We start from the raw sequence: 26,311 nt of genomic DNA, 5'->3' as shown, positions 1-26,311 counted from the left end.
CTTCGTTGCCCGCGCACGGGCCGCTGTTCGGTGCCAAGCAGACGCCGCTCTCAAGGCTGCGCCTAGAGATGCGGCTGCGCTGGCTCGAGCCCGAGGATGCCGAAGATCTCGCCAAGTTTGAGGCACTGATCGCTTGGAAGGATCAGCGTTTTGAGATCGATGACGAAGCCCTAGTGCGTCAGGCCGATCAGGGCATCGCCGAGATCCACAACGACTTCGTCCGCGAGCTGGTGATCTGGCGCCTGGAGATGCGCACCCTGGTTGCCGCGCTGCGCCATCGGCATGCCGGTGGCCTTGCGCCCTCCGAGCGGCGGCGCTGGGGCTTCGGCCGCTGGGTACCGCTGATCCGGCGCCATTGGGGCGAGCCGCATTTTCGCCTGGAGCGGGTGTTCCCCTGGCTGCCAGAGGCCAAGCGCCTGCTTGAGCGCGACGACGCCTTGGGTCTGGAGCGTCTGCTGCTCGGCACCGTCTGGACGCATCTCGAGCGCATCGGCGCCGAGCATACGTTCGATTTCGAGGCGGTGGTGGCCTATGTCGCCTGCTGGGACCTGGTCGCACGCTGGACCCGTTACGATGCCGGCGCGGCGCTGGAGCGTTTTGCTCATCTGGTCGAGGCTGGACTCCATGAGGGGCGCTCTGCTGAGAGCCAAACCGGGCTCGGGACTGGACTCGAAGCGCTCGAGACGCTGCTTGCCGAGACCGCTGCGTGAGTGGTGAGTGGTGAGTGGTGAGTGGCGAGTGGCGAGTGGCGAGTGGACCAAGATGACTGAATCACTGAGAGGATGCTGATTGTGGCTGATCACAGAGCGGCTGCGGCTGCGGTTGAACCATCGCCGAAGACCGCGCACACGACATCGGGCTCGGGTCCAGCATCTGGCTCGGGCCCAGCCTCGAGTTCGGGCTCGGGCTCGGGCTCGCACCCAGCGCCGGTGCCGACGCGCGTGGTCGCGGTGCAGGAATCGCTGGTCACCATTGAGGGTGGCAGCGACGAGGGCGCGCCGCTGCCGCTGGTGAAGAACGAGGTGGTCTATATCGCGCCGCGTCGTCCCTCCGAGAGCGGCGTCCAAGAACGACTCAAGGCCGAGGTGCTGCGGGTGCGCGGTCGCTTCGCCGATGTGCAGGTGTTCGAGGACACCGCTGGGGTGTCGATTGGCGATCCGGTGGTGCAGAGCGGTGATCTGCTCTCGGTGACGCTTGGTCCCGGTCTGCTCGGCCAGGTCTACGACGGGCTGCAGAATCCGCTGGAGAGCCTAGCCGTGCGCCATGGCACCTTCCTGCCGCGCGGGGTCGAGATGCCGGCGCTGGATCAGGGTAAGAAATGGTCGTTCGTGCCGCGCGTGCAGGCCGGGGCCAAGCTCAAGGCCGGTGGCGTGCTCGGCACCGTCCAAGAGGGCACCTTCTCGCACAAGATCATGGTGCCCTTCGACCAGCTCGGCGAAGTCGAGGTGACATGGATTCGCGAGGGCAGCGTCACCGTCGATACGCCAGTGGTGCGCATCCGCGATCAACATGGCCTGGAACGCTCGCTGGATCTGACCCGACGCTGGCCAGTCCGGCGCCCACTGACCGAGCGTATGCTGCGTACCCGCGCCATCGAGCGCCTGTATCCCTCCGAGCCGATGATCACGACGATCCGGCTGGTCGATACCTTCTTCCCGATCGCCCGCGGCGGCACCGGCTGTATCCCAGGGCCGTTCGGCGCCGGCAAGACGGTGCTGCAGCATTTGATCGCCAAGCATTCGTCGGTCGATATCGTCATCGTCGTTGCCTGCGGCGAGCGTGCTGGCGAGGTGGTCGAGACGCTGACCGAGTTCCCTGGGCTCACCGATCCGATGACCGGCGGCTCGCTGATGGACCGCACCATCATCGTCTGCAACACCTCGTCAATGCCGGTCGCGGCGCGTGAGGCCTCGATCTACACCGGCATCACGCTGGGCGAGTATTACCGCCAGATGGGCTATCAGGTGCTGCTGCTGGCCGACTCCACCTCACGCTGGGCGCAGGCGATGCGCGAGACCTCGGGCCGACTCGAGGAGATCCCAGGCGAAGAGGCCTTCCCGGCCTATCTCGACTCCTCGATCCGCAGCGTCTACGAGCGCGCCGGTGTATTTCGCACCGCCGACGGTAGCCACGGCAGCCTGACTATGATCGGCTCCGTCTCGCCAGCGGGCGGCAACTTCGAGGAGCCGGTCACCCAGTCGACCCTAAGCACGGTGAAGACCTTCTTGGGGCTGTCCTATGACCGCGCCTACAAGCGCTTCTACCCCGCCATCGATCCGCTGATCTCCTGGTCACGCTATCTTGACCAGCTCGCCGACTGGTATGGCGCGCACATCGATCCGAGCTGGGTCACGCGGGTCAAGCGCATCCAAGAGCTGCTGCGCCAAGGCGACCGCGTGCAGCAGATGATGCAGGTCACCGGCGAGGAAGGCGTGACCCTGGCTGACTACCTGATCTATCAGAAGGCGCTGTTCGTCGACATGGTCTTCCTACAGCAGGATGCCTTCGACAAGGTCGATGCCTCGGTGCCGATCGAACGTCAGCAGATGACCTTCGAGCGGGTCTACGAGCTGGTGCATCGCGAGTATGACTTCGACGGCAAAGGCGCCGCGCGCGAGTTCTTCATCAAGCTCACTGGGCTGTTCAAGAACTTCAACTATGCTGCGCCCGAGAGTCCGGATTACAAGCGGCTGCTGAACGAGATCGCCAGCTTGGCGGATGAGGTGGCGGTGCCGGTGGGGTCTGTTGAGGACGCCAGCGCCTGAAGGAGCACAGCAAACCGCTGTTGATCAGCGGCTATTGTCTTGCTGCTCGCAGTCCATGGTTAGCGTTTTCTTTGAAGAAGGGTTCATTCCTTTGCCTGCTTCAAAGTCTGTAGCGATTCTATTCATCGTCTCTTCTCACTGTCATGGCGCCATGAGCCTTGCGATCAGGCCCGAATCACCTGAATCCGACGGCCACCCGGACTGAGCGCCTCGTCAACGCCGGTACGCTCCTCGATCGGCGGCTGTGCGGAACGGCGATCGAAGAGCACCAGCCAGCCGCCGTCCAGTCCCAACCCGGCCAAATAGCCATCAAGTTGCCCCAAGCCGCGCGAGAGCGGATCAGGCCGGCCATCGCGCCAGACCTTCAGCTCGATGCCGAGCGTCACCGCGCCATAGTGCAGACACAGATCCATGCGCCCGGCGCCGATCGCATACTCGCGCTCCAAGGTGCCGCCGCCGTTGACCACCCGGTGCAGAAAGGCCATCAGCACCAGATGCGGGGCGATCTCATGATAGGGCGCGCTCTTGAGCAGCGGCTCGCCATGCTGGCGCCAGAAGTCGAGGAAGGCCGCTAACAGCTGCTCCGGATCAAGCTGGCCCTGCTCATCGAGCCAGGTCGGGCTGATGCTGGGCAGCGAGGCCTGAGGCACCAGGGCCAGGGTGCGCGGCAAGACCTCGCGGTAGATCGGATTGGCGATCTCGATGCCACCGCCATTGCGCTGGCGTAACAGCCCGAGATCGGTCAGATATTCGAGGTCGCTGAGCGGTAGCTGCTCCAGCGACTCGCCCGCCAACATCGGCTCAATGATGCGTCGCACCCGCTCCTCGCGTAGCTTATCGGCCAGTTGATCGAGATGGGTGACGCGATTGAGGATGAGATGCTCCTTGGCCGCCTCGATCATCGCCGCATCGATCGGCCGGGTGCGATCGCGCCCCTCGGGCGAGCGAAAACAGGCCTGATAGGCCAGTGCGTTGACCAGCCAGGGCTGGCCTTGGGTGAGCGTCCAAACCTGCTGCAGCGCCTCCGGGGTAAAGACCTGACCGGTCTCTTGGGTATGTTCTTGCAGCAAGGTCCGCGTTTCCGCCTCGCTGAAATCACCCAGACGCAACGACTCGGCCTTGATGTTGAAGGCACTGCCGCCGGTGATGACGGCCTGTTGCGCACTGGAATGGATGCGATAGTCGCGCAGATCGCGCACGCCGCACAGCACCAGGCTGCTGGGGAAGGCATTGGGGCGCTTGGTATAACCGGCCCGTAACTGGCGCAGCAGCGAGATCAGGGTGTCGCCGACCAGGGCATCGACCTCATCGAGCAAGAGCACGAGCGGAGCCTCTAGGCGCGCGCACCAGCGGCTCAAAAAGACCCCAAGCGCCGAGCCTGGCGGTGTTTGCGCCAGCACCTCGCGGGCCAGGGCTGGGGCTTCGGTATCCCCGACGCCATCGCTGGCCCACATGGCGATGTCGGTGACGATGGTCGCCATCGCCGGCTCGATGCGCTCGCGATAGGCCTGCGCGCCTTCCAGATTGGCATACACCGCCCGATACCGTCCCTCGCGGTTCAGATGCGCCATCAACGCCAGCAAGCAGGAGGTCTTGCCGGTCTGGCGCGGGGCGTGGAGCAGGAAATATTTTTCTCCCTCAATCAATGCAAGCACCTCATCGAGGTGCCAGCGCTGCAGCGGCGGTAGCAGGTAATGTTTATCGGCCCGCACCGGCCCTTCGGTATTGAAAAAGCGCATGGCCTCACCGCCCTCATTGATCGCTGCTGAACGATCAAGCATAGCAGTGCCCGCTAACCGTCGTAGCACTCAGGGCCGAAGCAGCCAAACGCGCTGCCTATCCAGACTGAGCGCCTCGGGCCGATGCGCTCCAGCGTCGCGATCAGGCCCGAATCACCTGAATCCGCCGCCCACTTGGACTGAGCGCCTCATCAACGCGGGTGCGCTCCTCGATCGGCGGCTGTCCACTGCGGCGATCGAAGAGTACCAGCCAACCGCACTCGAGCCCCAAACCGGCCAGATAGCCATCGAGCTGCTCGAGCCCGCGCGCCAACGGATCGGGACGCCCATCACGCCAAACCTTGAGTTCGATGCCGAGCGTCACCGCGCCATAGCGCAGACACAGATCCATGCGCCCGGCGCCGATGGCATACTCGCGCTCCAACGTGCCGCCGCCGTTGACCACCCGGTGCAGAAAGGCCATCAGCACCAGATGCGGGGCGATCTCATGATAGGGGGCACTTTTCAGCAGCGGCTCGCCATGCTGACGCCAGAAGTCGAGAAAGGCCGCGAGTAGCGCCTCAAGATCAAGCTGGCCCTGCTCATCGAGCCAGGTCGGGCTGATCTGCGGCAGGGAATCCTGCGGACCGAGTGCCAACATGCGCGGCAAGACTTCTCGATAGATCGGATTGGCGACCACCAGGCCTCCACCAGCCGCACGGCGCAGCAGGCCGAGATCGACCAGATAGTCGCGATCGTCCAAGGGCACACTGTCGAGCGACTCGCCTGCCAGCATCGGCTCGATGATGCGTCGCACCCGCTCCTCACGCAGCTTGTCGGCCAGTTGATCGAGATGGGTGACGCGATTGAGGATCAGGTACTCCTTGGCTGCGTCAATCATCGCTGCATCGATTGGCCGGGTGCGATCGCGTCCCTCGCGGGAGCGGAAACAGGCCTGATAGGCCAATGCGTTGACCAGCCAGGGCTGACCTTGGGTCAGGGTCCAGACCTGCTGCAGCGCCTCCGGGGTGAAGACCTGACCGGTTTCTTGGGTATGCTCTTGCAGCAAGGTCCGCGTTTCCGCCTCGCTGAAATCACCCAGACGCAACGACTCGGCCTTGATGTTGAAGGCACTGCCGCCGGTGATCGGCGCCGGCTCGGAGCGGGCGTGGATGCGATAGTCGCGCAGATCGCGCACGCCGCAGAGGATGACTGTGTTAGGAAAGGCTTGCGGACGCTGGGAATAGCCGGCCCGCAGTTGGCGCAGCAGGGCGACAAGCGTGTCGCCGACGAGCGCATCGACCTCGTCGAGCAACAGCACGGCCGGGCGCTCGTCAGCGCTGGCCCAAGTCGCCAAGAGCCGCAACAGACGATCCTCTGGGGTCAGGCGCGGTCCAAAGGTCTGATTCCAAGCATCGATGCTCGGGTCTTGGAGATAAAACTCGATCGAACGTCCCAGCACGCTACAGATGGCCGCCATGCCACGAGTGACATCCTCGCGTGTGGTCTGCGCCACCTCTAGATTGGCATAGACCGCTCGATACTGCCCCTCGCGGTTCAGATGCGCCATCAGCGCCAATAAACAGGACGTCTTACCGGTCTGGCGAGGAGCGTGGAGCAGGAAGTATTTCTTCTGCTCAATCAGCGCCAGCACCTCCTCCAGATCCCAGCGCGTGAGCGGTGGCAGCAGGTAATGTAGATCGGCCCGCACAGGCCCCTCGGTATTGAAAAAGCGCATCGTCACACCGCTCCTCATTGATCGCTAGTGATCGCTGCCGAGCGATCAAGCATAGCAGCCCCCCACTTGCGCCCCCTCGTCCACGCACGCTCTCGAGGTTCGAGCAGTCAGTCGATGAGGGCAAGTAGATCATGGCAAGTCGATGAGCGTCTCAAGCGCTGTCTGGAAGCTGAATACCCAACTGCAATAATCCTCGCTCCGCCTGCTCCGCCCAGCCCCGATTCGCGGCCGGACTCGCGGGGCTTGGATGCAGGATGCGGCCGATCTGAAGAGCACGCCCCGCCAGCGCGGCGCGCGCCCGATCCTCGGCGAACCGGCCGATTCCAATGACATGCGCGGGCTCGAGCAGATCTATTGTCGACCGCAGCGCCCGATCGCAGGCGGCAAACAACGGCGCTCTCTCATCAGCAGGCAAGGCGTCCGGCGTCAAATTCCGCCCGGTCTCGGTCATGAACGCTAACGGGCAATAATTGACCACGAAGCATTGCGCAAAGAAGCGCTCTGGCGTGCCGAAACGCGCCCGCGCCCAACCCCAAAGCCGCTGGCCGCTGACCTCTCGGCGCGGACACTGAAACCCGAGCACCGGCCGCTTCGGATGCTGTGCTGCTGGCGCACCCACTGGCGCCTCGATACCGAGCCAATCGCGCACCATCTCGACGTCGCCAAAGGGCACGCCGGTCTGAGCCATCCCGAATGGACCCGGATTCATGCCCAAGAGCACGACCGAGCGGCGGCCTTCACCATAGCGCTCCAGATAAGCCGCGTGAGCATCCCAGGCGTAGGCGAGCGGGTTGTAGACAAAGGCCACTGGTGGACCAAAAGCGAGCGCGGCGACGTCCTTCTGTAGCCTTTTCGCCACGTTCAGCAGCATCAGAGTACCCTCCCGTCGACGTTCATGTTCTGCCGTGCTGCCAATGTCTCGAGTGGGCGCTCCTAGTCTTGCTCGCCGAGTCTTCCGCGCCGAGCCGATAACCCACTAAACGCCTGCCCAGCGTACATAAACAGCCCTGCTTCGCGGCCTTTGAGACAGCTGTTGTAATTTAACAACCTAACGGTAACCTTGTGTTCAGGCTGCACTACTATGGTATAGTTCGCCCATGACTGCGGTTTTTTCGCTTTTCCTGTTTCATTTTACCGACAACGCGCTATCATTGTTCCACGGCAGCAGTTGATTCGTCGACACAAGATCAGCGCCAGCTGCTGAAATTTCCAAGGCCGTTCTCGAGTCTGCACCTCTAACTTTCGATAGGAGCCACTGAATGTTCATCACCACGAAATCTCTCCGCAGTGCGGCAGTTGCCTGCACTGCAGTCGCCGCCCTCTTCGTTGGCAGCGCAGCCGTTGCCCAGGATCTCGAAGAGTCGTACTGGTACGCAGCGGGCGACCGGAACTTCCCTGACGGTCAGTTGTGGGCAACCAGCTACGGCGAGTGCTGGCAGAGTGCTTATCCAGACGGCCCGAACAATCTGCCGCCTTGCGAGCGCGAAATCATCGTGCCGGCTGAGATCACCGTGAAGCTGTTGTTCGAGTTCGACAAGTACCAGGTGCCAGAGACCGTGGTCAACCGCGAAGAGCTGGCCGTCATCGATGAGTACATCGCCCAGGTGCAAGGCACCCCGGTCGAAGAGTACGTGACCATCGTTGGCCACACCGATGCCAAAGGCTCCGACGCCTATAACATGGCGCTTGGCATGCGTCGTGCCGACGCGGTCCGCAGCTACTTCATTGCCGAAGGCTACCCGGCCCGCCTGCTGGCTCCCGCCGAGAGCCTTGGCAAGCGCGATCTGCTGCCTCAGTACAGCCCGTTCTCGGTCGAGCAGCGCCGCGTCGTCATCACCAAGGTCGACCAGTAAGCGTCGACTCCTGCAGGGACAACGGCTCGGTCGACCAGATTGTCGAGCCTGTTCCTACTGACTTCGCCCCGGGCGGAGGCATGAATAGCCGGCTAGCCTCTGTCTAGCCGGCTTCTTTTTTGGACTCCATCGGCGGTGCTCCCGTGAAGGCCCTTGCCACCTCAGTCATTGCCACACTCGTTGTCTACCTCACGCTTAACTTCCCCAACGCAAGCTTCGCGGGATTCTCGAGCGGCACCGCCCAAGCGCCCTCTGCCCCGGTCTACTCGGACTACTGGGGTCCTGAACGGCAATTCGGCGATTGCTGGGAAGACCCAAACAGCACGCGTCTTCCAGAATGCGGCGCAGCGCGAGTTCCTGAACAGCTCACCGTTAAACTGCTCTTCGAGTTCGACGAGTACATCGTTCCAGATACCGTGGTGAATCGCTGGGTACTGGCCACCATCGACAGCTACATCGACAAGGTGCTGCGCTCACCAGCCCAAGAATACGTCACCATCGTCGGCCACACCGATGCCAAAGGCTCGGACGCGTACAACATGGCGCTTGGCATGCGGCGCGCGACCGCTGTGCGTAACTACTTCATCGCCCAAGGCTACCCTGCCTCCTTGCTCGCCCCGGCCGAAAGCCGTGGCAAGCGTGACCTGCTGCCACAGTACAGCCCGTTCTCGGTCGAGCAGCGCCGCGTCGTCATCACCAAGGTCGATCGCTAGAGCAGGATGCCGATGCTGGCGCACCACTGAGCTTGCTGGGCCTGGCTCGAAAAGCGCAGATGGCTCGGTTGCTCAGCAGTCCTCGACATCCACCATCAGGTAGTGGCCTGCGTTAAATAGGTCAGCGATCAACGACCTAGCGCGTGGCTCGCGCAGCCAAGCGCGAACCTCTGAAAGCTCCAGCGTCCGCCGATTCGCCACGAGTGAGATCAGCGGCACCAGCTCAGCCGGCAGCGCATGTTCCCGCCCATTGGCGAACAGCGAGACATGATGATGCGACTCTTGCGTGTCTCGAGCGTCTAACGCCAGCGGCGCCGCGAACAGCATCAGGGAGCGCCCATCGCGCTCAAAGCGCTGCGACGCCTCGAGGGCCGAGATCACCTCCGCCTCTGTCCAGGGCGGCGCAGGCGGCTCCAACTCCAGATTGAGCTTTGGCTCGGTCAGCCAAGCCCCCAGCCAAGTCGTAAATGCATCGAGACCGGCCGCTGCGACGCCAGACTCGATCACTGCGCGCATGGCCTGAACGCTCGCTTGATCCAGCTCTGCCGGATTTGATGCTGGTGCCGACTTGCGATCTTGCCAGCGCCCGGGCGGCGTGAATCGCTCGGCGACTTGGGCGAGCCAATCATCGGCTAATTCGCGCCAGGCCGGGGCGCGCAGTCCGACTGACCAAGTCTGACAGGCGCCCTCGGCGATGCCCCAATGCGGGACGCCAGGCGGAAGATAGAGGATATCGCCCGGCTCCAGCAGCCACTCCTGATCCGCCTGAAACTGCCGCAAGACCCGGATCTCGAGGTCCGGGATCAGCGCCATGGGTGCCCTCGGATCGGTCGCGATACGCCAGCGCCGGCGTCCCTCAGCCTGGATCAGAAACACATCGTAGTCGTCGACATGCGGGCCGACCGAGCCTTGGTCCTCGGCGTAGCTGACCATGATGTCGTCGATGCGCCATCTCGGCAGAAAATCGAAGCGGTCAAGCAAGGCGCCGATCTCAGCGATGTGCTTATCGACGTCTTGGACCAGCAGCGTCCAGTGACTCGGTGGCAAGGCGGCAAAACGCTCGGCGTCAAAGGGTCCATGCTGCACCTGCCATGGCCCCTGCTCCGCCTGCTCCAGGATGATGCGTGACTCGACATCGGGCTCGCAGGCGAGGCCGGCCAGCTCATCACCGGGCAAGGGGTTCTCAAACCCGGGCAAGGCCTGGCGCATGAGCAAAGGCTCACGCTGCCAATAACGCGCGAGGAAGCCCTGCGCATCCAGACCGTTGGGAAACCGAAGCTTGGGGAAGTGAGGCCATGTGCTCATGGACTGGAGGTCACCTTGGCAGCGGGTCGATTGTTCACCCCAGAGACGGTTGGCTCTGCAGCAGGCGTCGGCTCGATAGGCCGGAAGTTGCTGGAGCGACTCGCCAGCAGGCCGCCGATGGCAATCAACAGACTCCCCAGCACTAGGGTCAAGGTCAGCGGCTCACCCCAGAACAGCCACCCATAACCAGCGCCGAACACGACCGAAAAGTAGCCAAAGGCACCCATGCTCGAAGCCGCCGCCAAAGAGAGGCCGCGCGTCAGCGCCAACTGGCCTAGCGTCGCCGCCATGCCGATGCCGAATAGCCAGAGCAGCGCGACGAATGTCGGTGTCTGCCAGTCCCAGAATAGCGGCAGCGCCGAGACCGAGACACCGACGAGCGCGAAATAGAAGACGATGCGTCCGATCGGCTCGCTGCGCGAAAGCCGACGCACCGTGACCTTGGCGACCGCTGCCAGCACCCCGCCCAGCAGGCCGATCAAGGCTACTGGCGAGATCCCAGCCCAATGTTGACCTAGATCGGGCTCCAAGATCAGGATCACGCCAGCAAAGCCGATCCCAAGCGCGACCCAAAGCAGAGCAGTCACTCGCTCATGCAGCCAGAGAATGGCGATGAGGGGAATAAAGATCGGCGCGGTCAGCTTGAGCAGCATGGCCTCGGCCAAGGGCAGCTCAGCAATTGCATAGTAAAAGCAATACATGGCACCGAGGCCAGCCATGGCCCGCAGCAGATGCAGGCCAGGCACCGCGGTTTTGACATCGCCCAGACCGTGGCGCAGCAGCCAGGGCGCAATCAGCATCAGGCCAATGAGATTGCGCCCAAAGACGACCATCGCATTCGGCAGCTCCGCCGAAACAATGCGAATGCCGACCCCCATCGACGCAAAGCAGAATTCACCGAGGACGATGAAGGCGGCTCCGAGCAGCAACCGCTGGGGGCGTAAAGGCCGACCACGGCATCGACTAGCTGACGGCAGGCTAGCATGCACGCTATGCGCTCTCGCCATCAGGTCGCAGCCCACCCCAAAGCGAAACGCCGGCGTGTGTCGCTCGACAAAAGGCCGTCGTCTTGATCAGGCGAGGCGTCCTCCATTGAATGCTCCTAAACGGGCCTCGCTCAGATGGCCTTCGCCTGCTCCGCGGCATTGCCGATATAGCGCGTCGGCGTCAGCGCCCGCAGCTCGGCCTTGGCCGCCTCGGGGATCTCAAGGGTCTCGACAAAGGTCGCCAAGGCATCCGGGCCAATCCGCTGCCCACGCGTCAGGGCCTTGAGCTTCTCATAGGGCTGCTCGACACCGTAACGGCGCATGACAGTCTGGATCGGCTCCGCGAGCACCTCCCAGTTGGCGTCCAGATCGGCCGCCAACTGTGCGGGGTTGGCATCCAACTTGCCGGTCCCCTTGAGCGCCGAATCGAGCGCGATCAGCGTATGCGCAACCGCCACACCGAGATTGCGCAGTACGGTCGAATCGGTGAGGTCACGCTGCCAACGCGAGATCGGCAGCTTCGCCGAGAGATGATCAAAGAGCGCATTGGCGATGCCGAGATTGCCCTCGGCGTTCTCAAAGTCGATCGGGTTGACCTTATGCGGCATGGTCGAGGAGCCGACCTCGCCTTCGACCGTGCGCTGTTTGAAGTAGCCGAGCGAGATATAGCCCCAGATGTCCCGGCAGCCATCGATCAGCACCGTATTGAAGCGGCCGATGGCATCGAACAGCTCGGCCATGCCGTCGTGTGGCTCGATCTGGATGGTATAGGGATTCCATTCCAGCCCGAGCGATTCGACGAACTGGCGCGCAAAGTCCGGCCAATTCAGCTCCGGATAGGCAACCAGATGGGCGTTGTAGTTGCCGACCGCGCCATTGATCTTGCCTTGGAGCGCAACGGCGGCGACTGCATTGCGCTGGCGCCGCAGCCGGTGTACGAGATTGGCCAGCTCCTTGCCAAGCGTGGTCGGCGAGGCCGGCTGGCCATGGGTGCGCGAGAGCATCGGCAGCTCGGCATGGCAATGCGCCAGCGTGCGCAGCGCCTCGATCAACGCATCCATGCGCGGCAGCAGCACATGATCGCGCCCATCCTTGAGCATCAGACCGTGCGCCAGATTATTGATGTCCTCGGAGGTGCAGGCAAAGTGGATGAACTCCGAGACCGCCGCCAGCTCGGCGTGATCGGCGATGCGCTCCTTCAGGAAATACTCGACCGCCTTGACGTCGTGATTAGTGGTGCGCTCGATGGCCTTGATGCGCGCGGCATCCTCGACCGAGAACTCGCCACCGATCGCATCGAGCCGTTGCTGGGCGTCGTTCGAGAGCGCCGGCACCTCGGCGATCTCAGGACAATCGGCAAGCGCCTTCAGCCAGGCGATCTCGACCACCACTCGATGCCGGATCAGCCCGAATTCGCTGAAGATCGAGCGCAGATCAGCGGTCTTGGCGCCATAGCGGCCGTCGATGGGCGAGATGGCGGTGAGGGAAGATAACTCCATGAGGGTCACGCGCTCCGCTCAGGCCACCGCCAGGCGCCGCAGCACATAGTGCAGGATGCCGCCATTGCGGTAGTAATCGGCTTCGTTCGGGGTGTCGATGCGGACCTTGGCCTGGAAGCGCACCTCGCTGCCATCAGCATGGGTCGCGGTCACCTCGACCTGTTTGGCATTGCCGTCCTCGAGATCACCGATGCTGAACAGCTCGCTGCCAGTCAGGCCAAGCGATTCGGCGCTCTCGCCCGGCTGGAACTGCAACGGCAAGATGCCCATGCAGACCAGATTGGTGCGATGGATGCGCTCGTAGCTCTCGGCGATCACCGCCCGCACGCCGAGCAAGCGCGGCCCCTTCGCGGCCCAATCGCGCGACGAGCCGGAGCCGTATTCCTTGCCGGCAATCACCACCACCGGCACGCCCTCGGCCTGATAGCGCATCGCCGCGTCGTAGATCGACTCCTGCTCGCCCGACGGCTGATGCAGGGTCACGCCGCCCTCGGTCCCGGGCGCCATGCGGTTGCGCAGCCGGATGTTGGCGAAGGTGCCGCGCATCATGACCTGATGGTTGCCGCGGCGCGAGCCGTAGGAGTTGAAGTCGCCTGGCGCCACGCCCTGCTCGACCAGATAGTGCCCGGCCGGGCTGTCGGCCTTGATGCTGCCAGCCGGCGAGATGTGGTCGGTCGTGACCGAGTCGCCGAGCACCGCCAGACAGCGCGCGTCACGGATCGGCTGCACCGGCTCTGGCTCCATCTGGATGCCCTGGAAGTAAGGCGGCTCTTGGATGTAAGTCGAGCTTGGGTCCCAATCGAAGACCTTGCCCGCAGGCGCCTCGAGCTTCTGCCAATGGGCATCGCCAGCGAAGACGTCGGCGTAGGTCGAGCGGAAATCGTCTTGGCCGAGGAAGCTGGAAACGGTATCGGCGACCTCGGCCTGGGTCGGCCAGATGTCGCGCATGAACACCGGATTGCCGTCGGCATCGTCAGCGATCGGGTCGTTATAGGGATCGAAGCCCATCCGACCGGCGAGCGCGTAGATCACGACCAGTGGCGGCGAGGCCAGGTAGTTCATCCGCACCTCGGGATGCACACGGCCCTCGAAGTTGCGGTTGCCCGACAGCACCGAGGCGACGGTCAGATCGCCATCGCTGATCGCCTTCGAGACCTCCGGACGCAGTGGGCCGGAGTTGCCGATGCAGGTGGTGCAGCCGTAGCCGACGACATGGAAGCCGAGCTGCTTCAGCGGGTCCATCAGCCCAGCGGCCTCCAGATAGCGCGTGACCACCATCGAGCCCGGCCCGAGCGAGGTCTTGACCCAGGCCGGCACCTTCAGGCCAAGCGCGGCGGCCTTCTTCGCCACCAGTCCGGCGCCGAGCATGACCGTTGGGTTCGAGGTATTGGTGCAAGAGGTAATCGCCGCGATCACCACCGCGCCGTCGCCGATCGCGACCTGCTCGCCATCGATCTCGGTGGTCACGGCGGGGCGATCATCGACCCCGCGCTCGGCATTCTGCGTCTTCAGCGCGCCGGCGAAGCTGGCCTTGATCTCGGTCAGCGGCACCCGATCCTGCGGGCGCTTGGGGCCGGCCAGGCTTGGCACGATGCTGCCGATATCCAGCTCCAGGGTCTCACTGAAATCGGCCTCGAAGGTGCCGTCGGCATCGAACATGCCCTGGGCCTTGGCATAGGCCTCGACCAGCGCGACCTGCTCATCGCTGCGGCCGGTGAGGCGCATAAAATCGAGGGTCTCGTCATCGATCGGGAACAGACCGCAGGTGGCGCCATACTCGGGCGCCATGTTAGCGATAGTGGTGCGGTCACCCATCGGCAGGCTCTTCACCGCCGGGCCATAGAACTCGACCAGCTTGCCGACCACGCCATGCTGGCGTAGCTGTTCGACGATGGTCAGCACTAGGTCGGTGGCGGTGGCGCCCTCGGGCAGCCGTCCGCTCAGCTTCACGCCCACCACCTGCGGGATCAGCATCGAGACCGGCTGGCCGAGCATCGAGGCCTCGGCTTCGATGCCACCGACACCCCAGCCCAGCACACCGACCCCATTGATCATGGTGGTATGCGAATCGGTGCCGACCAATGTGTCCGGATAGGCCTGAAGCACGCCATTGACCTCGCGGCCAAAGACGACGCGCGCCAGATACTCGACGTTGACCTGATGCACGATGCCGGTATCTGGCGGTACTACCTTGAAGTCATCGAACGCCTGCTGGCCCCACTTCAGGAACCGGTAGCGCTCACGGTTACGCGAGAACTCGAGCTGCGCGTTCAGCTCGAGCGCGCTGTCGGAGCCATAGTTATCGACCTGCACCGAGTGGTCGATCACCAGCTCCGCCGGTTGCAGCGGATTGATCTTGTTCGGATCACCGCCTAGCGCGCTCATCGCATCGCGCATCGCCGCCAGGTCGACCACCGCCGGCACGCCGGTGAAGTCCTGCATCAGCACCCGCGCCGGGCGGTACTGAATCTCCCGATCCGGCTCCGCCTTGGCGTCCCAGTTGGCCAGCGCCGCGATATCGGCCCGCTTGACCGTGACACCATCCTCGTACCGAAGCAGATTCTCGAGCAGGATCTTGAGCGAGAACGGCAGCCGCGCGCTGTTCGGCACCGCGTCGACGCGAAAGATCTCGTAGGATTTGCCAGCGGCGTCGAGACGGGCCTTGGACTTGAAGCTGTCGTGCATGAGGAGGCTCCCGTAAATACGTTGACTGCGGAATTAAGACGATTCTAGTGAGGCGACGGCCGAATGACATCTTTATGACCATGATCAGCGGGCATGCGACCACCCAGCGCTCAGTTGCATGGAGCAGAACGCCTTAACTCGGCTGCTGCGCGCTCGCGGTCGGGCTCAGGTAGGCGCGCGCGGCATCGAGCAATTTGCGCCGGCCGAGTAGGATCTGCATCCGCCGCCCGCCGCACTGCCGCCAAAGGATCGCCGAGCGGATGCCGGCCAGCAACAGCGCGCGGATGCGCTCCTGATTCTCCTCGTTCTGCAGATAGAGCGGGTTGCCGCGCACAATGATGCGCGGCTCGAGCTTGCTGATGGTCGCCGAATAGAGGCTGGCGAAACGGGCGATCACATCGCGGTCGATCAAGGGCGCGTCGCCGCGGGCCTCGCGCGACGCCTCGATACCCTCGCCGATCGCCGCCAGCATATCGCCCCGGCCAGCCAGGGTGCGCTCATGCTTGAGCAGCGTGATCACATAGCGCGTCATCTCCATGTTGCGCTCCGGCTGGCCGGTGAGCTGGGCGATGATCTGTCGGGCCCCAGTCGCCACCGCGCCGGGCTCGCCGTACACAGCCGGCACATCATCGGCATCGACCTGGAACAGACTGTAGAGGCAAGGCTCCATCTGATCGATGTCCACGCTGCCGCGGTTGGCGATGCGCAGCACGCAATGCGCCGCCTGGTGGAGTCCGGCGAGCGCGATGATGCGGTCTTGGTCGCTATAGGGCATGGATTTCAAGTCTCGAAGGCGCGTGCCAGTCGGGCTGGCGGAAAGCGAAATCTGTGGCTCTGCAAGAGCGCTCGGGCTCGACACTAAGTGGCCTGCCAAAGCGCACGCAGCCACCCAGGCAATCATCATCCAGGTAGAACAGAGCAGCATGGCCCGGCGTCACCGCGCTCAGAGGCAGGCAGGCCGCATCGAACCTAGCAAGACCGGCTATCGTAACCGACCACGGCACAGGACTGCAGCGGTTAGCGATGCCGCAGCCGGCAAAAACAGTCGTTCACCTAGAAAGTCTTTACCTTACCCGCTACTTGCGCGTATATACACTTGCATCTACACTCACAGACATGATCACCTGGGATGAATCGAAGCGGCTGATCAATCGGGATCAACATGGCGTCGACTTCGCCGATTTAGAGGCGTTTTTTGACGGCGACCTCCTCACTCGCGAAGACGCCAGAGAAGCATAACGCGAACGCCGATTTCGGAGCATCGGAGTGATCTACGGTGTCGCCCTTTTTGTCGTCCTCATTTCAGCTCGTAAGGCAGTCGGTCATGAAGAAAGAACTTGGACACAGCGATACCGCAAAGGGCACTAGAGGTGACACGGACTGGGAAAGGCTCCGCGCTCAGCCCGATTCAGAGGTGGTCTATACAGAAGACGCCCCGATGACTTCACCAGACGACTGGGCCAATGCGATAGCGCACAAGGGCTTACCGATTCCTTCGCGCAAGACTCAAATCGCGCTGCGCGTCGATGATGACGTGTTGGCCTGGTTCAAGGCCCAGGGTACCGGATATCAAACCCGGATGAATGCTGTATTGCGAGCCTTTTGCGACGCCCATCGACCTGACACCTAACCCACACAAGAGCGCCCAGTAGAGAGATGAAGCTCAGCATCCTGTTCTGCAAATCACGATTCAGGCCCAGGTGGTCGCTCGAAGGAGCGGCCGCCTGGAACAATGACCTGTTCCGGGATTGTGCAAGTGAAAAACATGAAACGGGCGTTGCGGCGCCATCAGATCGCGCGACTCAAGCGCCAGCGTAGCCAATATTGGAACCATCATGCAGGCAGCTGCCGACGAACGCTGGGCATCTGTGTTGCGACGCCATGCGTCTGTTCTTGTTGGATGTGTGGACATCAACGCAGGCATCATGGGCCTACGATGCAAGAACGTCGACTCTCAGGACCGTTAGATGCAGGCGATGAAGCCGAGTCAGTGGCACGGCGGCTTGACCTTTGACCTTTGACCTTTGACCTTTGACCTTTGACCTTTGACCCAGCCGGCAGGGATTGCCCCTAGCCGGCCTGCCGAACGACGCAGCCACCCAGACAGTCATCGTCGAGATAGAACACCGCCGACTGGCCAGGCGTGATCGCGCGCTGTGGCACATCGAATCGCACCTGGCATGACGTGCTATCGACATCGATGATGGTACAGCGCTGCAACGGTTGCCGATGCCTTAACCGGCAAAGACAGTTGATCGGCGCGGCCATAGGTGGCCGCCCAGCGATCCAGTGCAACTGCTCGCCGACCAGATGCTCTGAATAAAGCAGTGGATGGTCACCCCCCTGCACGACGATCAGCGCATTGCGCTCGACCGCCTTGGCCGCCACGAACCAAGGCGCCTCCTCATGCGCAGCGACCCCGCCGATGCCAAGCCCCTGGCGCTGACCAATGGTGTACCAGGCGAGCCCGCGATGCTCGCCCACAACCTCGCCCTCGGGGGTCATGATCGGCCCCGGATTGCGCGGCAGGTAGCGGTCGAGGAAGTCCGCAAACCGGCGCTCGCCGATGAAGCAGATGCCGGTGCTGTCCTTCTTCTCGGCGTTCGCCAGCCCGAGCTGGCGCGCTCTCGCCCTGACCTCAGTCTTGGTCAGGTCGGCCAGCGGGAATAGCGCCCGCTCGAGCTGCGCCTGGCTGAGCTGATGCAGAAAGTAGGTCTGGTCCTTGTTCGCATCCACAGCGAGGCGCAAGTGCGTACCATCGGTGCCGTGCTCAACGCGCGCGTAGTGGCCGGTTGCGATCGCATCGGCACCAAGGGTCAGTGCATGATCCAGGAAGGCCTTGAACTTGACCTCCTTGTTGCAGAGCACATCCGGGTTTGGCGTGCGCAAGGCGCGATACTCGGCCAGGAAATGCTCGAACACCCGGTCCCAGTATTCGGTCGCAAAATTGACCCGATGCAGCCGGATACCGAGCCGCTCGGCCACCGCTTCAGCATCGGCCAGATCCTCGGCCGCCGCGCAATAGCCGGGCTCGTCATCCTCCTCCCAGTTCTTCATGAACAGGGCCTCGACCTGGTAGCCCTGCTCCAGCAGCAGATGCGCGGCCACGGCCGAGTCGACGCCACCGGAGAGGCCGACGATGACCCGCTCAGCATTCGATTCAGCCATCCTCTTCACCTCCGATAAGTCGCGCTGTTCAGGGTAACCTGCCTGGCGCCATACCACCCTGCCCGGATCGGATCGGATCGGATCAGTCACGAGCTTCACGCAAACCTGAATCTCCTGCGATTCATCTAACGGGGTGGCTAGCCCTCCGCCATGCTGGTTAGAGCAGCCAAGCCATCGCTGGATCAATGCGACATGGCAGGATAAGCTCGACTGCACACATCAGAGGCATGAGCGCCTCGTCCTCATGAGCGAGGGCAAAGCCCTGCTGTCAACATCACGATTCTGGCATGAACTCATGAGTTCACTTCATGGCCTCGTTGCAGGGCCCGGGGCACAGGGCCTGATTTCTTGGCCTAGACGACTCGCTCGTTGATGCGCGTCTAGAACGCGAGGAGATGCGCTGTGCGCTTGAACGACCACCAACGTCAGACAATCAAAAGCGCAACACTGAGCTGCTTTGGCCCCAACGCGAGCGTGCGCCTGTTTGGATCACGGACCGATGATTGCAAACGCGGCGGCGACATCGACCTGCTGATTAGCACCTCGCTCGCCGAGCCCAGCGCGCTCGCGAACGCGGAGATCGCTTTTCAGATGCAGCTGCAGCAGGCGCTTGGAGAACAGCGCATCGATGTCCTCATCGACCATCCTAACCGGCGACTGCGCCCACCGATCTTCACCATCGCCGAGCAGACGGGCATCCCCCTATGACAGACGATATCCCCAGTTTGCGCCTGCAGCAGGCCTGGCGCGAGTGCTTACAGCATCGTCGTTACATGACCTACGCACTGACCGTCCTTGCGCCTTGGCGACCGTTGACGGGCGAGCGCCTGGAAACACTGGATGCGGAGACCGTGCAGGATCTGGATCAATTCGTGCTGCGTTTTGGCAAGCTGCAGGATGCCATAGGCAGCCGCCTGCTGCCTGCCGTGCTGGGCTATTTACAAGAGCCTTACGAGCACCGGCCCATGCTGGACAAGCTCAACCGCCTGGAACAACTGGGTTATCTGGAGCAGGCCGAGGAGTGGCCACGGCTGCGCGCCATTCGCAACCAGTTCGCGCCCGAGTACCCAGATGAGCCAGAACGTAACGCCAGTGTGCTGAACATGGCTTTTGAGGCCTCAGACAGGCTCAAGGCCATCCTGGACCTGGTCGCGCAGCGCTTGGCTCTGACGTCCGAAGCGCCGACGCCTTGACCCTGGCGGCGATCCACGATGGATGGAGCCCGGAACTCGGCTGTCGCGAACTGATCGCACAGTGGAAAGACAGTGTTGCGCAGCCGGGCAAGATCCCTCGCCACGAACAACAGCGCCCAACAGCCAAGACCGCGTTATTCAGCCGAGGGTGCATGAGCATTGACGAGATGAACGGGACCCATGAAGGCGCGGACGATGACCGCGTCAACCGCCTGCTGGCACGACTGCATCGCAAGTACAGCACCCGCATCACCGGCGAGCTGCGCATGCCAGCGACCGCGGCACGCCAGGCGCCGATCCCGGAATCAATGCATCCAGCGCTAAGCGAGGCCTTGGCGGCGCGAGGCTTCACCAGCCTCTACAGCCATCAGCGCGCGGCCTGGGATCTGGCGCAGCAGGGCGAGCATCTGGTGGTCGCCACACCGACCGCGTCCGGCAAGACCCTCTGCTACAACCTGCCGGTGCTCGATGCGGTGCTCAGCCGTAGCGCCAAGGCGCTCTACCTGTTCCCGACCAAGGCGCTGGCGCAGGATCAGGTTGCGGAGCTGATGGAGCTCAATCGAGCTAGCAGCCCGAAGGTCGGCGCTGAGCGCTGTCCTGGCGAGGCATCCACAGGCCACCTTGGCCTCGCGACGGATGCAGTGCCAGTGTTCCAACACCGGATCGCCGGCTCCCGGGCAACGACCGCGCATGCCAGCGCAGCATGCGCGGGCCCTGCGCCAGCCGATGCGGCGACCACCCTCGGCATCAAGGCCTTCAACTTCGACGGCGACACCCCGGGCGACGCGCGCAAAGCGGTGCGTACCCGCGGCGATATCGTCGTCTCCAACCCGGACATGCTGCATCAGGCGATCCTGCCACATCACACCAAATGGGCGCAGTTCTTCGAGTCGCTGGCGTTCATCGTCGTCGACGAATTGCACAGCTATCGCGGGGTCTTCGGCTCGCATGTCGCCAATGTCTTTCGCCGACTGCAGCGGATCTGCCAGTTCTATGGGGTCAGGCCACAGTTCATCTTCGCCTCGGCCACCATCGCTAATCCAGCCGAGCTCGCCGAGCGGCTGATCGGCGCGCCGGTGGTCCCGATCACCGACAGCGGCGCCCCGCAAGGCGAGCGCCATCTGCTGCTCTGGAATCCGCCGGTGATCAATCCGGACCTCGGCATCCGCGCCTCGGCGCGCTCGCAGACCACCCGCATCGCGCGGATGGCGACCAAGAGCGGACTGAAGAACATCGTCTTCGCCCGCTCGCGGCTGATGGTCGAGGTGATCACCAAGTACCTGAAGGACGTCTTCGATCGCGACCCGCGACGCCCACCGCGGGTGCTCGCCTATCGCGGCGGCTATCTGCCGAGCGAGCGACGCGCGGCCGAGCAGGCGCTACGCGCCGGACGCGTCGACACCGTGGTCAGCACCTCGGCGCTGGAGCTCGGGGTCGATATCGGCGCGCTCGATGTCGCTGTGCTGAACGGCTACCCAGGCACCATCGCCGCCACCTGGCAGCGCCTGGGGCGGGCCGGCCGGCGCAATCGCCCTTGCCTCGGCGTGCTGGTGGCGACCAGCGATCCGCTGGATCAGTACATGGTGCAGCACCCGGAGTTCTTCCTTGGCGCCTCGCCCGAGCATGCGCGCATCCATCCCAATCAGCTGCTGATCCTGATGGACCATGTGCGCTGCGCCGCCTTCGAGCTGCCGTTCCAAGATGGCGATCAGTTCGGCGGTCCCGGCTGCGATGAGGATCTCGGCGAGATGCTCAGCTACCTGCGTGACGAGGGTGTGCTGCAGCGTCAAGCCGGCCCCAATGGCGGGCGCTGGTATTGGATCGCCGACAGCTACCCGGCCAATGCCGTTTCCCTGCGCTCGGTGGCGGAGGGCAACTTCGTCGTCATCGACATCAGCGACGGCAAGCAGACCATCATCGCCGAGGTCGATTACAGCAGCGCGCCGGGCACCGTCTACGAGGGTGCGATCTACATGGTGCAGTCGCAGCCCTATCAGGTCGAGCGGCTCGACTGGACCGGGCGCAAGGCCTTCGTGCGCCAGACCCGCGCCGACTACTACACCGATGCGATCGATTACACGCGGTTGAAGATCCTTGATCGGTTCGACAGCCGCGCACTCGGTCGGCCGACAGCCGCAACGCCGACCACTGCGGGCACAACGGACTGGGCCGCAACCGCTGCGACCACAGCCGCCTCGGTAGCAAGCGCCGCATCCGCCGAGCCTGCCGCATCAGGCGCCACGCCCCTGCCCGAGATGCCGGCGCAACCTGCGACTGCGACACCAAAGGTTTCACAGGACTTCGCGTCGATTTCTCCGTCAGCGTTCACCAGTACGGCCGCTGAATGCCCTTTCGCAGCAGCCTCGCACGGCGAGGTGCACATCGTCCGGCGCTATCCCGGCTACAAGAAGATCCGCTATTACAGCCACGACAATATCGGCTACGGCCACATCGATCTGCCCGACCAAGAGATGCACACCACTGCGGTCTGGTGGCAGGCCGAGCCCATGGCACTCGAGCAGGCGTTGCCGGCGCGCGAGCATGCGATCGAGGGCTTCCTCGGCGCCGCTTATGCACTGCACCATGTCGCCGCCCTGCGGGCGATGGCCGAAGTCAGGGATCTCGGGCGCGCGGTCGGCGACAGCCAGGGCAGCTGGTCCGCGGTGCTCGGTAGTGACGGTCGCGGGCAATTGCGTGGACCGAGCAACGAACCGCTGGAGCAGCCGCCCGGCGATCGCTTCGAGCCAACGCTGTTTCTCTACGACAACTTCCCCGGCGGTGTCGGGCTGTCGGCGCCGTTGTTCGATGATGCCGCGGTGCTGGTACAGGATGCGCTCGGCTTGGTGCGCGGCTGCGCCTGCCGCGCCGGCTGCCCGGCCTGCGTCGGGCCGATCTTGGCTGGCGATGAGAACCGCACATTGACCCCGAAGCAGGCCGCTCTCAGCGTGCTAGTGTTGCTCAACGGGGGCGTTGCGTAATCATGCCTGAGACCAACCGAAACCGGCCGAGTCGTTTACGGGGCAGCGTCCGATGCGCCACATGGACTGGCCACAACCGATTCACCAGCGCCCCCATCTCTGTCAGCCAGCAACTATGGTGATCGATTAGGATTTCCTAATGTCGAGCCTGCAAGAACGCTTGCGTCGATTGCGCGCGAGGACCGGCACACAGCCTCTAGCTCCGCAAACGTCGGCGCGATCCGGTCTGGCCGAGATCTCGCCTGACGCCCGAAGCCAAGAGCCGGACCGAGACCCGCAGGATCAACACAGCCGCGATCCTGGCCAGCCCGTCGATAAAGCTGCTGAAACCGAACTGCTTGGGCCTGACGCGACCGCCGCCAAAGCAAGGCCACTGAGCCTCGCCGAGCGCATCCGCCGTCTCTCCACTACTGGTCCCAAGCGCGTCTACGAACGGCCAACGGCAGAGGCACTGGCCGAAAGCCTCGGCGCCAAGATCATCGCGCCGGGGCTCCTGCAGCTGGAGCGCCACCAGCCCTTGACTCAACGCCACGGGCGCTTTCAACCCGCGCACGGGCTCGAGTGCCACTTGGCAGAGACCAACCTCACCCGCCTGGCGCTCCCAGCACCGGACGGATGGACCTTCATCGACACCGAGACCAGCGGCCTCGCCGGGGGCACCGGCACCTGGGCCTTCGTCATCGGCATCGGGCGCATCCAGGGCAGCGAGATCCGGCTGCGCCAGTATCTGCTGCTCGAGCTGGATGCTGAGCCAGCCATGATGGCGCGGATTCAGCCCGAGCTTGCCGCGGCCAATCCACTGATCAGCTACAACGGCAAGACTTTTGACCTCCCACTGCTCGAGACCCGGCTGCGCCTGAACGGCCTCCCCGGTCTGCCGGAGTCCATCCCGCATCTCGATCTGCTGTATCCAATCCGACGTGCCTTCGCGACGCGCTGGCCCAACTGCCGGCTGGCGAGCTGCGAGCAACGTCTGCTTGGCTTCGAGCGCGCCGATGACCTGCCCGGCGCCGAAGCACCTGCCGCCTGGCTGGACTGGCTGCGCGAGGGCAACCCGGCGCGGCTCGGCGCGGTGCTGCGCCACAACCGGCTCGATCTGCTGTCGTTAGCGGCCTTGCTGCCAGCGCTGAGCCAGGTCCAACGCGAGCCGCTGAGCTATGGGGCCGATCTCTCGGCACTGGCCCGGCAGCTCGAGCGCAACGGTCAAGCGCGAGAGGCAGAGCGATTATTGGACGCCGCCTCGCGCGATCTTGAGCCCGCAGCAGCCTTGGTGCTCGCGCGACTGAAGCGGCGACGCGGTGCCTGGAGCGAGGCCGTCAGCATCTGGGAACGGCTCGCCGCCGAAGGCACGATCAGCGCCCTGGTTGATCTGGCGAAATACCAGGAGCACGTCTGCGGCAACCTTAGCCTCGCTCTTAGCTATGCTCGGCAACTGCCGATGACGCCCGAGCATGTGCATCGTTGCACGCGACTGCAGCGGCGCCTTGAGATGCTTCTTGGCGCGCCACCAAAACCTGCAGCCAACTCTTCTACAGACTGACCTCTTACAGTCCGCAAGGCGTCAGCCCCACACCTGTACTCAGCTTTCGCCACCACGATCACTGGCGCGTTGAAGCGTACCACTACGCTCTCGATCAATGGTCACCTCGACCGGACTAGAGCTTCCTTTGCTCTTCCCAATGCTCTGAAAGCAAACAGAAAGAGCTCGTTCTCGTCGGCCGCTAAGATCTCATCGCCATGGTCGTTGTCGAGTGTCGTCGGGTTTACCCGAGCCATGGCCAGCTGCGATGGCCTGAACCAGTACCGATTACCGATTAGCTGCAAGCCGGAATGGTGTGGGCGCTGAATGCTTCGCTCAGCATTTACCTGATACACCCGTTGCGCTCGATGAAATACGTTAAGCACAGACTGTTGACATGCACGCAGAACAAGACCAATCGAGACCAAGCTGCAGCACGCGACTTGGCCGAGCGGCTGGAGATGCGCAGGAGACAGACATGAAGCTTTTGACTGATCACTTGGAGATAGATCATCGGTAAACACAAACATTGAGAGCTGCAGCGGGGAATTTCTAACGAGAATAATCACCGCCTACAAGGCGCAGCGCGGGACACTAATCGCGTGACAATCGGGGGAAAGATGTCAATGACTATTGACGCGCGAGCGCTCGAAAAACGAGATCTACTCTACTTGGCTGCAGATGGCGGGCAGGGCGTCTACCAAGCACTGCACGCAAACGGCTGGAACACCTTAATTGCCCGCAGTATCGAGGAGGCGCGGACGTTGGCAGACACGAGGCGGCTAAGCCTTGGTCTGGTCGAGTTCGATTCGCTCCCTTCTAGCAAAGCGCTGCTGGGACTCGCCGGGAACTGCCCCCCAGACATGCACTGGATTGCGCTGCTTAAGAGTGACAGCCTCTGTCGGCATGAGGTCCGCGAAGAGGTCTCCCAAGTCTGTTACGACTACCACACTCTACCGATCGATCTTGACCGATTGCAGATCACGCTCGGCCATGCCCTCGGAATGGCTAGCCTTCGGCGGCGCCAGCGACATTCGACCAAAAATGACAACCCCTCGTTGGGGCTGGTAGGAAACAGCCTTGCGCTCAAAGCACTCCGGCAGCGCATCACTCGGCTAGCAGTCTCTGACGCCCCGGTCATGATCGCCGGCGAAAGCGGCACCGGCAAGGAACTCACAGCTCGAGCACTTCACCACCTTTCGCGCCGCAGCGAGGGGCCTTTCGTCGCCGTTAACTGCGGAGCACTGCCGGCCAGTCTGATCCAGTCGGAGCTATTCGGCTATGAGCGCGGGGCCTTCAGTGGCGCGAACCAGCGTGTCATCGGCAAGATCGAATCAGCGAATCGAGGCACCTTGTTCCTCGATGAGATCGGTGACCTACCGCAACAGTTGCAAGTCAACCTGTTGCGCGTACTCCAAGAGCACAGTATCCAGCGCGTCGGTGGCCATGTCGACATCCCGCTCGATCTTCGCATCCTCGCGGCTACCCACATCGATCTCGAGCGAGCAGTGGCTGAAGGCCGCTTTCGCGAAGACCTCTACTACCGGCTCAACGTCCTCCACCTGGAGATGCCGCCGCTGCGAGAACGCGTCGAAGACATCGAATTGTTGGCTGAATACTTCTTCGAGGCCCATGCCAAGGAAAAGCGTGGCGGTATCCGGGGATTGAGCCCGAAAGCGGTCAAGGCCATGCGCCTGCACGCGTGGCCGGGCAATGTCCGCGAACTGATCAACCGTATGCGGGGCGCCATGGCGGTATCGGAGCACGCGCTGATCACGCCAGAAGACCTGGGCCTGGGCCATTTGATGCAGGAAGCAGGTGGATACTCGCTAGAGCAGATTCGCGCTCAAGCTGAGATTGGCGCCTTAAAGCGTAGCCTAAGCCAAAGCAGCGGCACGATCTCGCTGGCCGCCAAGCGGCTCGGAATTTCACGGGCGACGCTCTACCGTCTCATGGACAAGCATGGTCTCCAAGTTGCGGCAGACGGTAGCAACCCCCAGGCAGCCCCGCCGCGCCTCGACAACGTTGCGCAATACGTCCCCACGCCCCGCAAGACGTCACCCTGCTCCGCGGCATCCGCACCTCCCGCCCCGCGTCAACGGGTCCAGGAGGCAGCCGCATGTTCCCTGCGCCCCCCACAGAGGGGGGGGCATTACCGCCGCTGAGTATCGACCGCGCATCGAGATGCCAC

General features: G+C 63.3%; 21 protein-coding genes. 11 read left to right on the top strand and 10 right to left on the bottom strand.

All coding sequences use genetic code 11. The features are described 5' to 3' along the window. The first annotated feature begins 5 nt into the window (after positions 1-5). Positions 6-710 (top strand): DUF2764 family protein, encoded by a 705-nt coding sequence (locus CKO42_RS05965; protein ID WP_242479156.1) that lies wholly within the window; start codon positions 6-8, stop codon positions 708-710. Between the two features lie 219 nt (positions 711-929). Next, the gene (locus CKO42_RS05960; protein WP_338034859.1) at positions 930-2,765 is read left to right on the top strand and encodes a V-type ATP synthase subunit A; all 1,836 of its coding nucleotides are present in this window, start codon (positions 930-932) and stop codon (positions 2,763-2,765) included. Between the two features lie 164 nt (positions 2,766-2,929). On the opposite strand, the gene CKO42_RS05955 is transcribed toward CKO42_RS05960, so the two are convergent. The 3 genes from CKO42_RS05955 to CKO42_RS05945 all read right to left on the bottom strand — a co-directional run bounded on the left by CKO42_RS05955 (position 2,930) and on the right by CKO42_RS05945 (position 7,092). Further along, positions 2,930-4,504 carry a P-loop NTPase family protein gene (locus CKO42_RS05955; protein ID WP_200240642.1) on the bottom strand — a complete coding sequence of 525 codons (1,575 nt, stop codon included), beginning with the start codon at positions 4,502-4,504 and terminating at the stop codon, positions 2,930-2,932. 142 nt (positions 4,505-4,646) lie between these two features. After that, positions 4,647-6,221 carry an AAA-like domain-containing protein gene (locus tag CKO42_RS05950; RefSeq protein ID WP_200240454.1) on the bottom strand — a complete coding sequence of 525 codons (1,575 nt, stop codon included), beginning with the start codon at positions 6,219-6,221 and terminating at the stop codon, positions 4,647-4,649. Between the two features lie 151 nt (positions 6,222-6,372). Further along, a complete protein-coding gene (locus CKO42_RS05945; protein ID WP_242479155.1) occupies positions 6,373-7,092 on the bottom strand; it encodes a uracil-DNA glycosylase family protein in 720 nt (239 codons plus the stop codon). A 388-nt stretch (positions 7,093-7,480) separates the two neighbouring features. Here CKO42_RS05945 and CKO42_RS05940 point away from each other — a divergent pair, with 388 nt between their 5' ends. Both CKO42_RS05940 and CKO42_RS05935 read left to right on the top strand, forming a co-directional pair. Beyond that, complete coding sequence (locus CKO42_RS05940) at positions 7,481-8,074, top strand: OmpA family protein (protein WP_200240452.1); 594 nt, start codon at positions 7,481-7,483, stop codon at positions 8,072-8,074. 143 nt (positions 8,075-8,217) lie between these two features. After that, positions 8,218-8,787: an OmpA family protein gene (locus CKO42_RS05935; RefSeq protein ID WP_200240450.1), complete on the top strand. Its 570-nt coding sequence runs from the start codon at positions 8,218-8,220 to the stop codon at positions 8,785-8,787. Between the two features lie 72 nt (positions 8,788-8,859). Here CKO42_RS05935 and CKO42_RS05930 read toward each other — a convergent pair whose 3' ends face one another. The 6 genes from CKO42_RS05930 to CKO42_RS28445 all read right to left on the bottom strand — a co-directional run bounded on the left by CKO42_RS05930 (position 8,860) and on the right by CKO42_RS28445 (position 16,266). Beyond that, complete coding sequence (locus CKO42_RS05930; RefSeq protein ID WP_200240448.1) at positions 8,860-10,092, bottom strand: JmjC domain-containing protein; 1,233 nt, start codon at positions 10,090-10,092, stop codon at positions 8,860-8,862. After that, entirely contained in the window at positions 10,089-11,021 is a 933-nt protein-coding gene (locus CKO42_RS05925; protein WP_200240446.1) for a DMT family transporter, read from the bottom strand. Before CKO42_RS05925 ends, CKO42_RS05930 begins: the two co-directional genes overlap by 4 nt. 188 nt (positions 11,022-11,209) lie before the next feature. Beyond that, a complete protein-coding gene (gene purB / locus CKO42_RS05920) occupies positions 11,210-12,577 on the bottom strand; it encodes an adenylosuccinate lyase (RefSeq protein ID WP_200240444.1) in 1,368 nt (455 codons plus the stop codon). 18 nt (positions 12,578-12,595) lie between these two features. Then, entirely contained in the window at positions 12,596-15,262 is a 2,667-nt protein-coding gene (acnA, locus tag CKO42_RS05915; RefSeq protein WP_200240442.1) for an aconitate hydratase AcnA, read from the bottom strand. Between the two features lie 133 nt (positions 15,263-15,395). Next, positions 15,396-16,037, bottom strand: coding sequence for a high frequency lysogenization protein HflD (gene hflD, locus CKO42_RS05910; protein ID WP_200240440.1), 642 nt, complete (start codon positions 16,035-16,037; stop codon positions 15,396-15,398). Continuing rightward, the gene (locus tag CKO42_RS28445) at positions 16,027-16,266 is read right to left on the bottom strand and encodes an aminomethyltransferase beta-barrel domain-containing protein (protein WP_420844271.1); all 240 of its coding nucleotides are present in this window, start codon (positions 16,264-16,266) and stop codon (positions 16,027-16,029) included. Before CKO42_RS28445 ends, hflD begins: the two co-directional genes overlap by 11 nt. Before the next feature lie 19 nt (positions 16,267-16,285). Here CKO42_RS28445 and CKO42_RS05905 point away from each other — a divergent pair, with 19 nt between their 5' ends. Both CKO42_RS05905 and CKO42_RS05900 read left to right on the top strand, forming a co-directional pair. Further along, positions 16,286-16,501: a BrnT family toxin gene (locus CKO42_RS05905; RefSeq protein WP_200240438.1), complete on the top strand. Its 216-nt coding sequence runs from the start codon at positions 16,286-16,288 to the stop codon at positions 16,499-16,501. An 85-nt stretch (positions 16,502-16,586) separates the two neighbouring features. After that, positions 16,587-16,892, top strand: coding sequence for a BrnA antitoxin family protein (locus CKO42_RS05900; RefSeq protein ID WP_200240436.1), 306 nt, complete (start codon positions 16,587-16,589; stop codon positions 16,890-16,892). A gap of 440 nt (positions 16,893-17,332) precedes the next feature. Here the strand turns inward: CKO42_RS05900 and mnmA are convergent, their stop codons facing one another. Next, complete coding sequence (gene mnmA, locus CKO42_RS05895; protein ID WP_200240434.1) at positions 17,333-18,430, bottom strand: tRNA 2-thiouridine(34) synthase MnmA; 1,098 nt, start codon at positions 18,428-18,430, stop codon at positions 17,333-17,335. 402 nt (positions 18,431-18,832) lie between these two features. Here mnmA and CKO42_RS05890 point away from each other — a divergent pair, with 402 nt between their 5' ends. The 5 genes from CKO42_RS05890 to CKO42_RS05860 all read left to right on the top strand — a co-directional run bounded on the left by CKO42_RS05890 (position 18,833) and on the right by CKO42_RS05860 (position 26,285). After that, positions 18,833-19,138 (top strand): nucleotidyltransferase domain-containing protein, encoded by a 306-nt coding sequence (locus tag CKO42_RS05890; RefSeq protein WP_200240426.1) that lies wholly within the window; start codon positions 18,833-18,835, stop codon positions 19,136-19,138. Beyond that, positions 19,135-19,623: a hypothetical protein gene (locus CKO42_RS05885; RefSeq protein ID WP_200240424.1), complete on the top strand. Its 489-nt coding sequence runs from the start codon at positions 19,135-19,137 to the stop codon at positions 19,621-19,623. Before CKO42_RS05890 ends, CKO42_RS05885 begins: the two co-directional genes overlap by 4 nt. 152 nt (positions 19,624-19,775) lie before the next feature. Then, on the top strand, positions 19,776-22,601 hold the full coding sequence (locus CKO42_RS27150; protein ID WP_242479154.1) for a DEAD/DEAH box helicase: 2,826 nt from the start codon (positions 19,776-19,778) through the stop codon (positions 22,599-22,601). Between the two features lie 139 nt (positions 22,602-22,740). Further along, positions 22,741-24,141 carry a ribonuclease H-like domain-containing protein gene (locus CKO42_RS05865; protein ID WP_200240422.1) on the top strand — a complete coding sequence of 467 codons (1,401 nt, stop codon included), beginning with the start codon at positions 22,741-22,743 and terminating at the stop codon, positions 24,139-24,141. Positions 24,142-24,746: 605 nt separating this feature from the next. Beyond that, positions 24,747-26,285, top strand: a complete 1,539-nt coding sequence (locus CKO42_RS05860) for a sigma-54 dependent transcriptional regulator (RefSeq protein ID WP_242479153.1) — start codon at positions 24,747-24,749, stop codon at positions 26,283-26,285. Positions 26,286-26,311 lie beyond the last annotated feature (26 nt).

Source organism: Lamprobacter modestohalophilus, assembly GCF_016583905.1.
Lineage (GTDB): Bacteria > Pseudomonadota > Gammaproteobacteria > Chromatiales > Chromatiaceae > Lamprobacter > Lamprobacter modestohalophilus.
The sequence above is the reverse complement of the archived record's forward strand: the minus strand, read 5'-3'. Positions and strand labels throughout refer to the sequence as shown.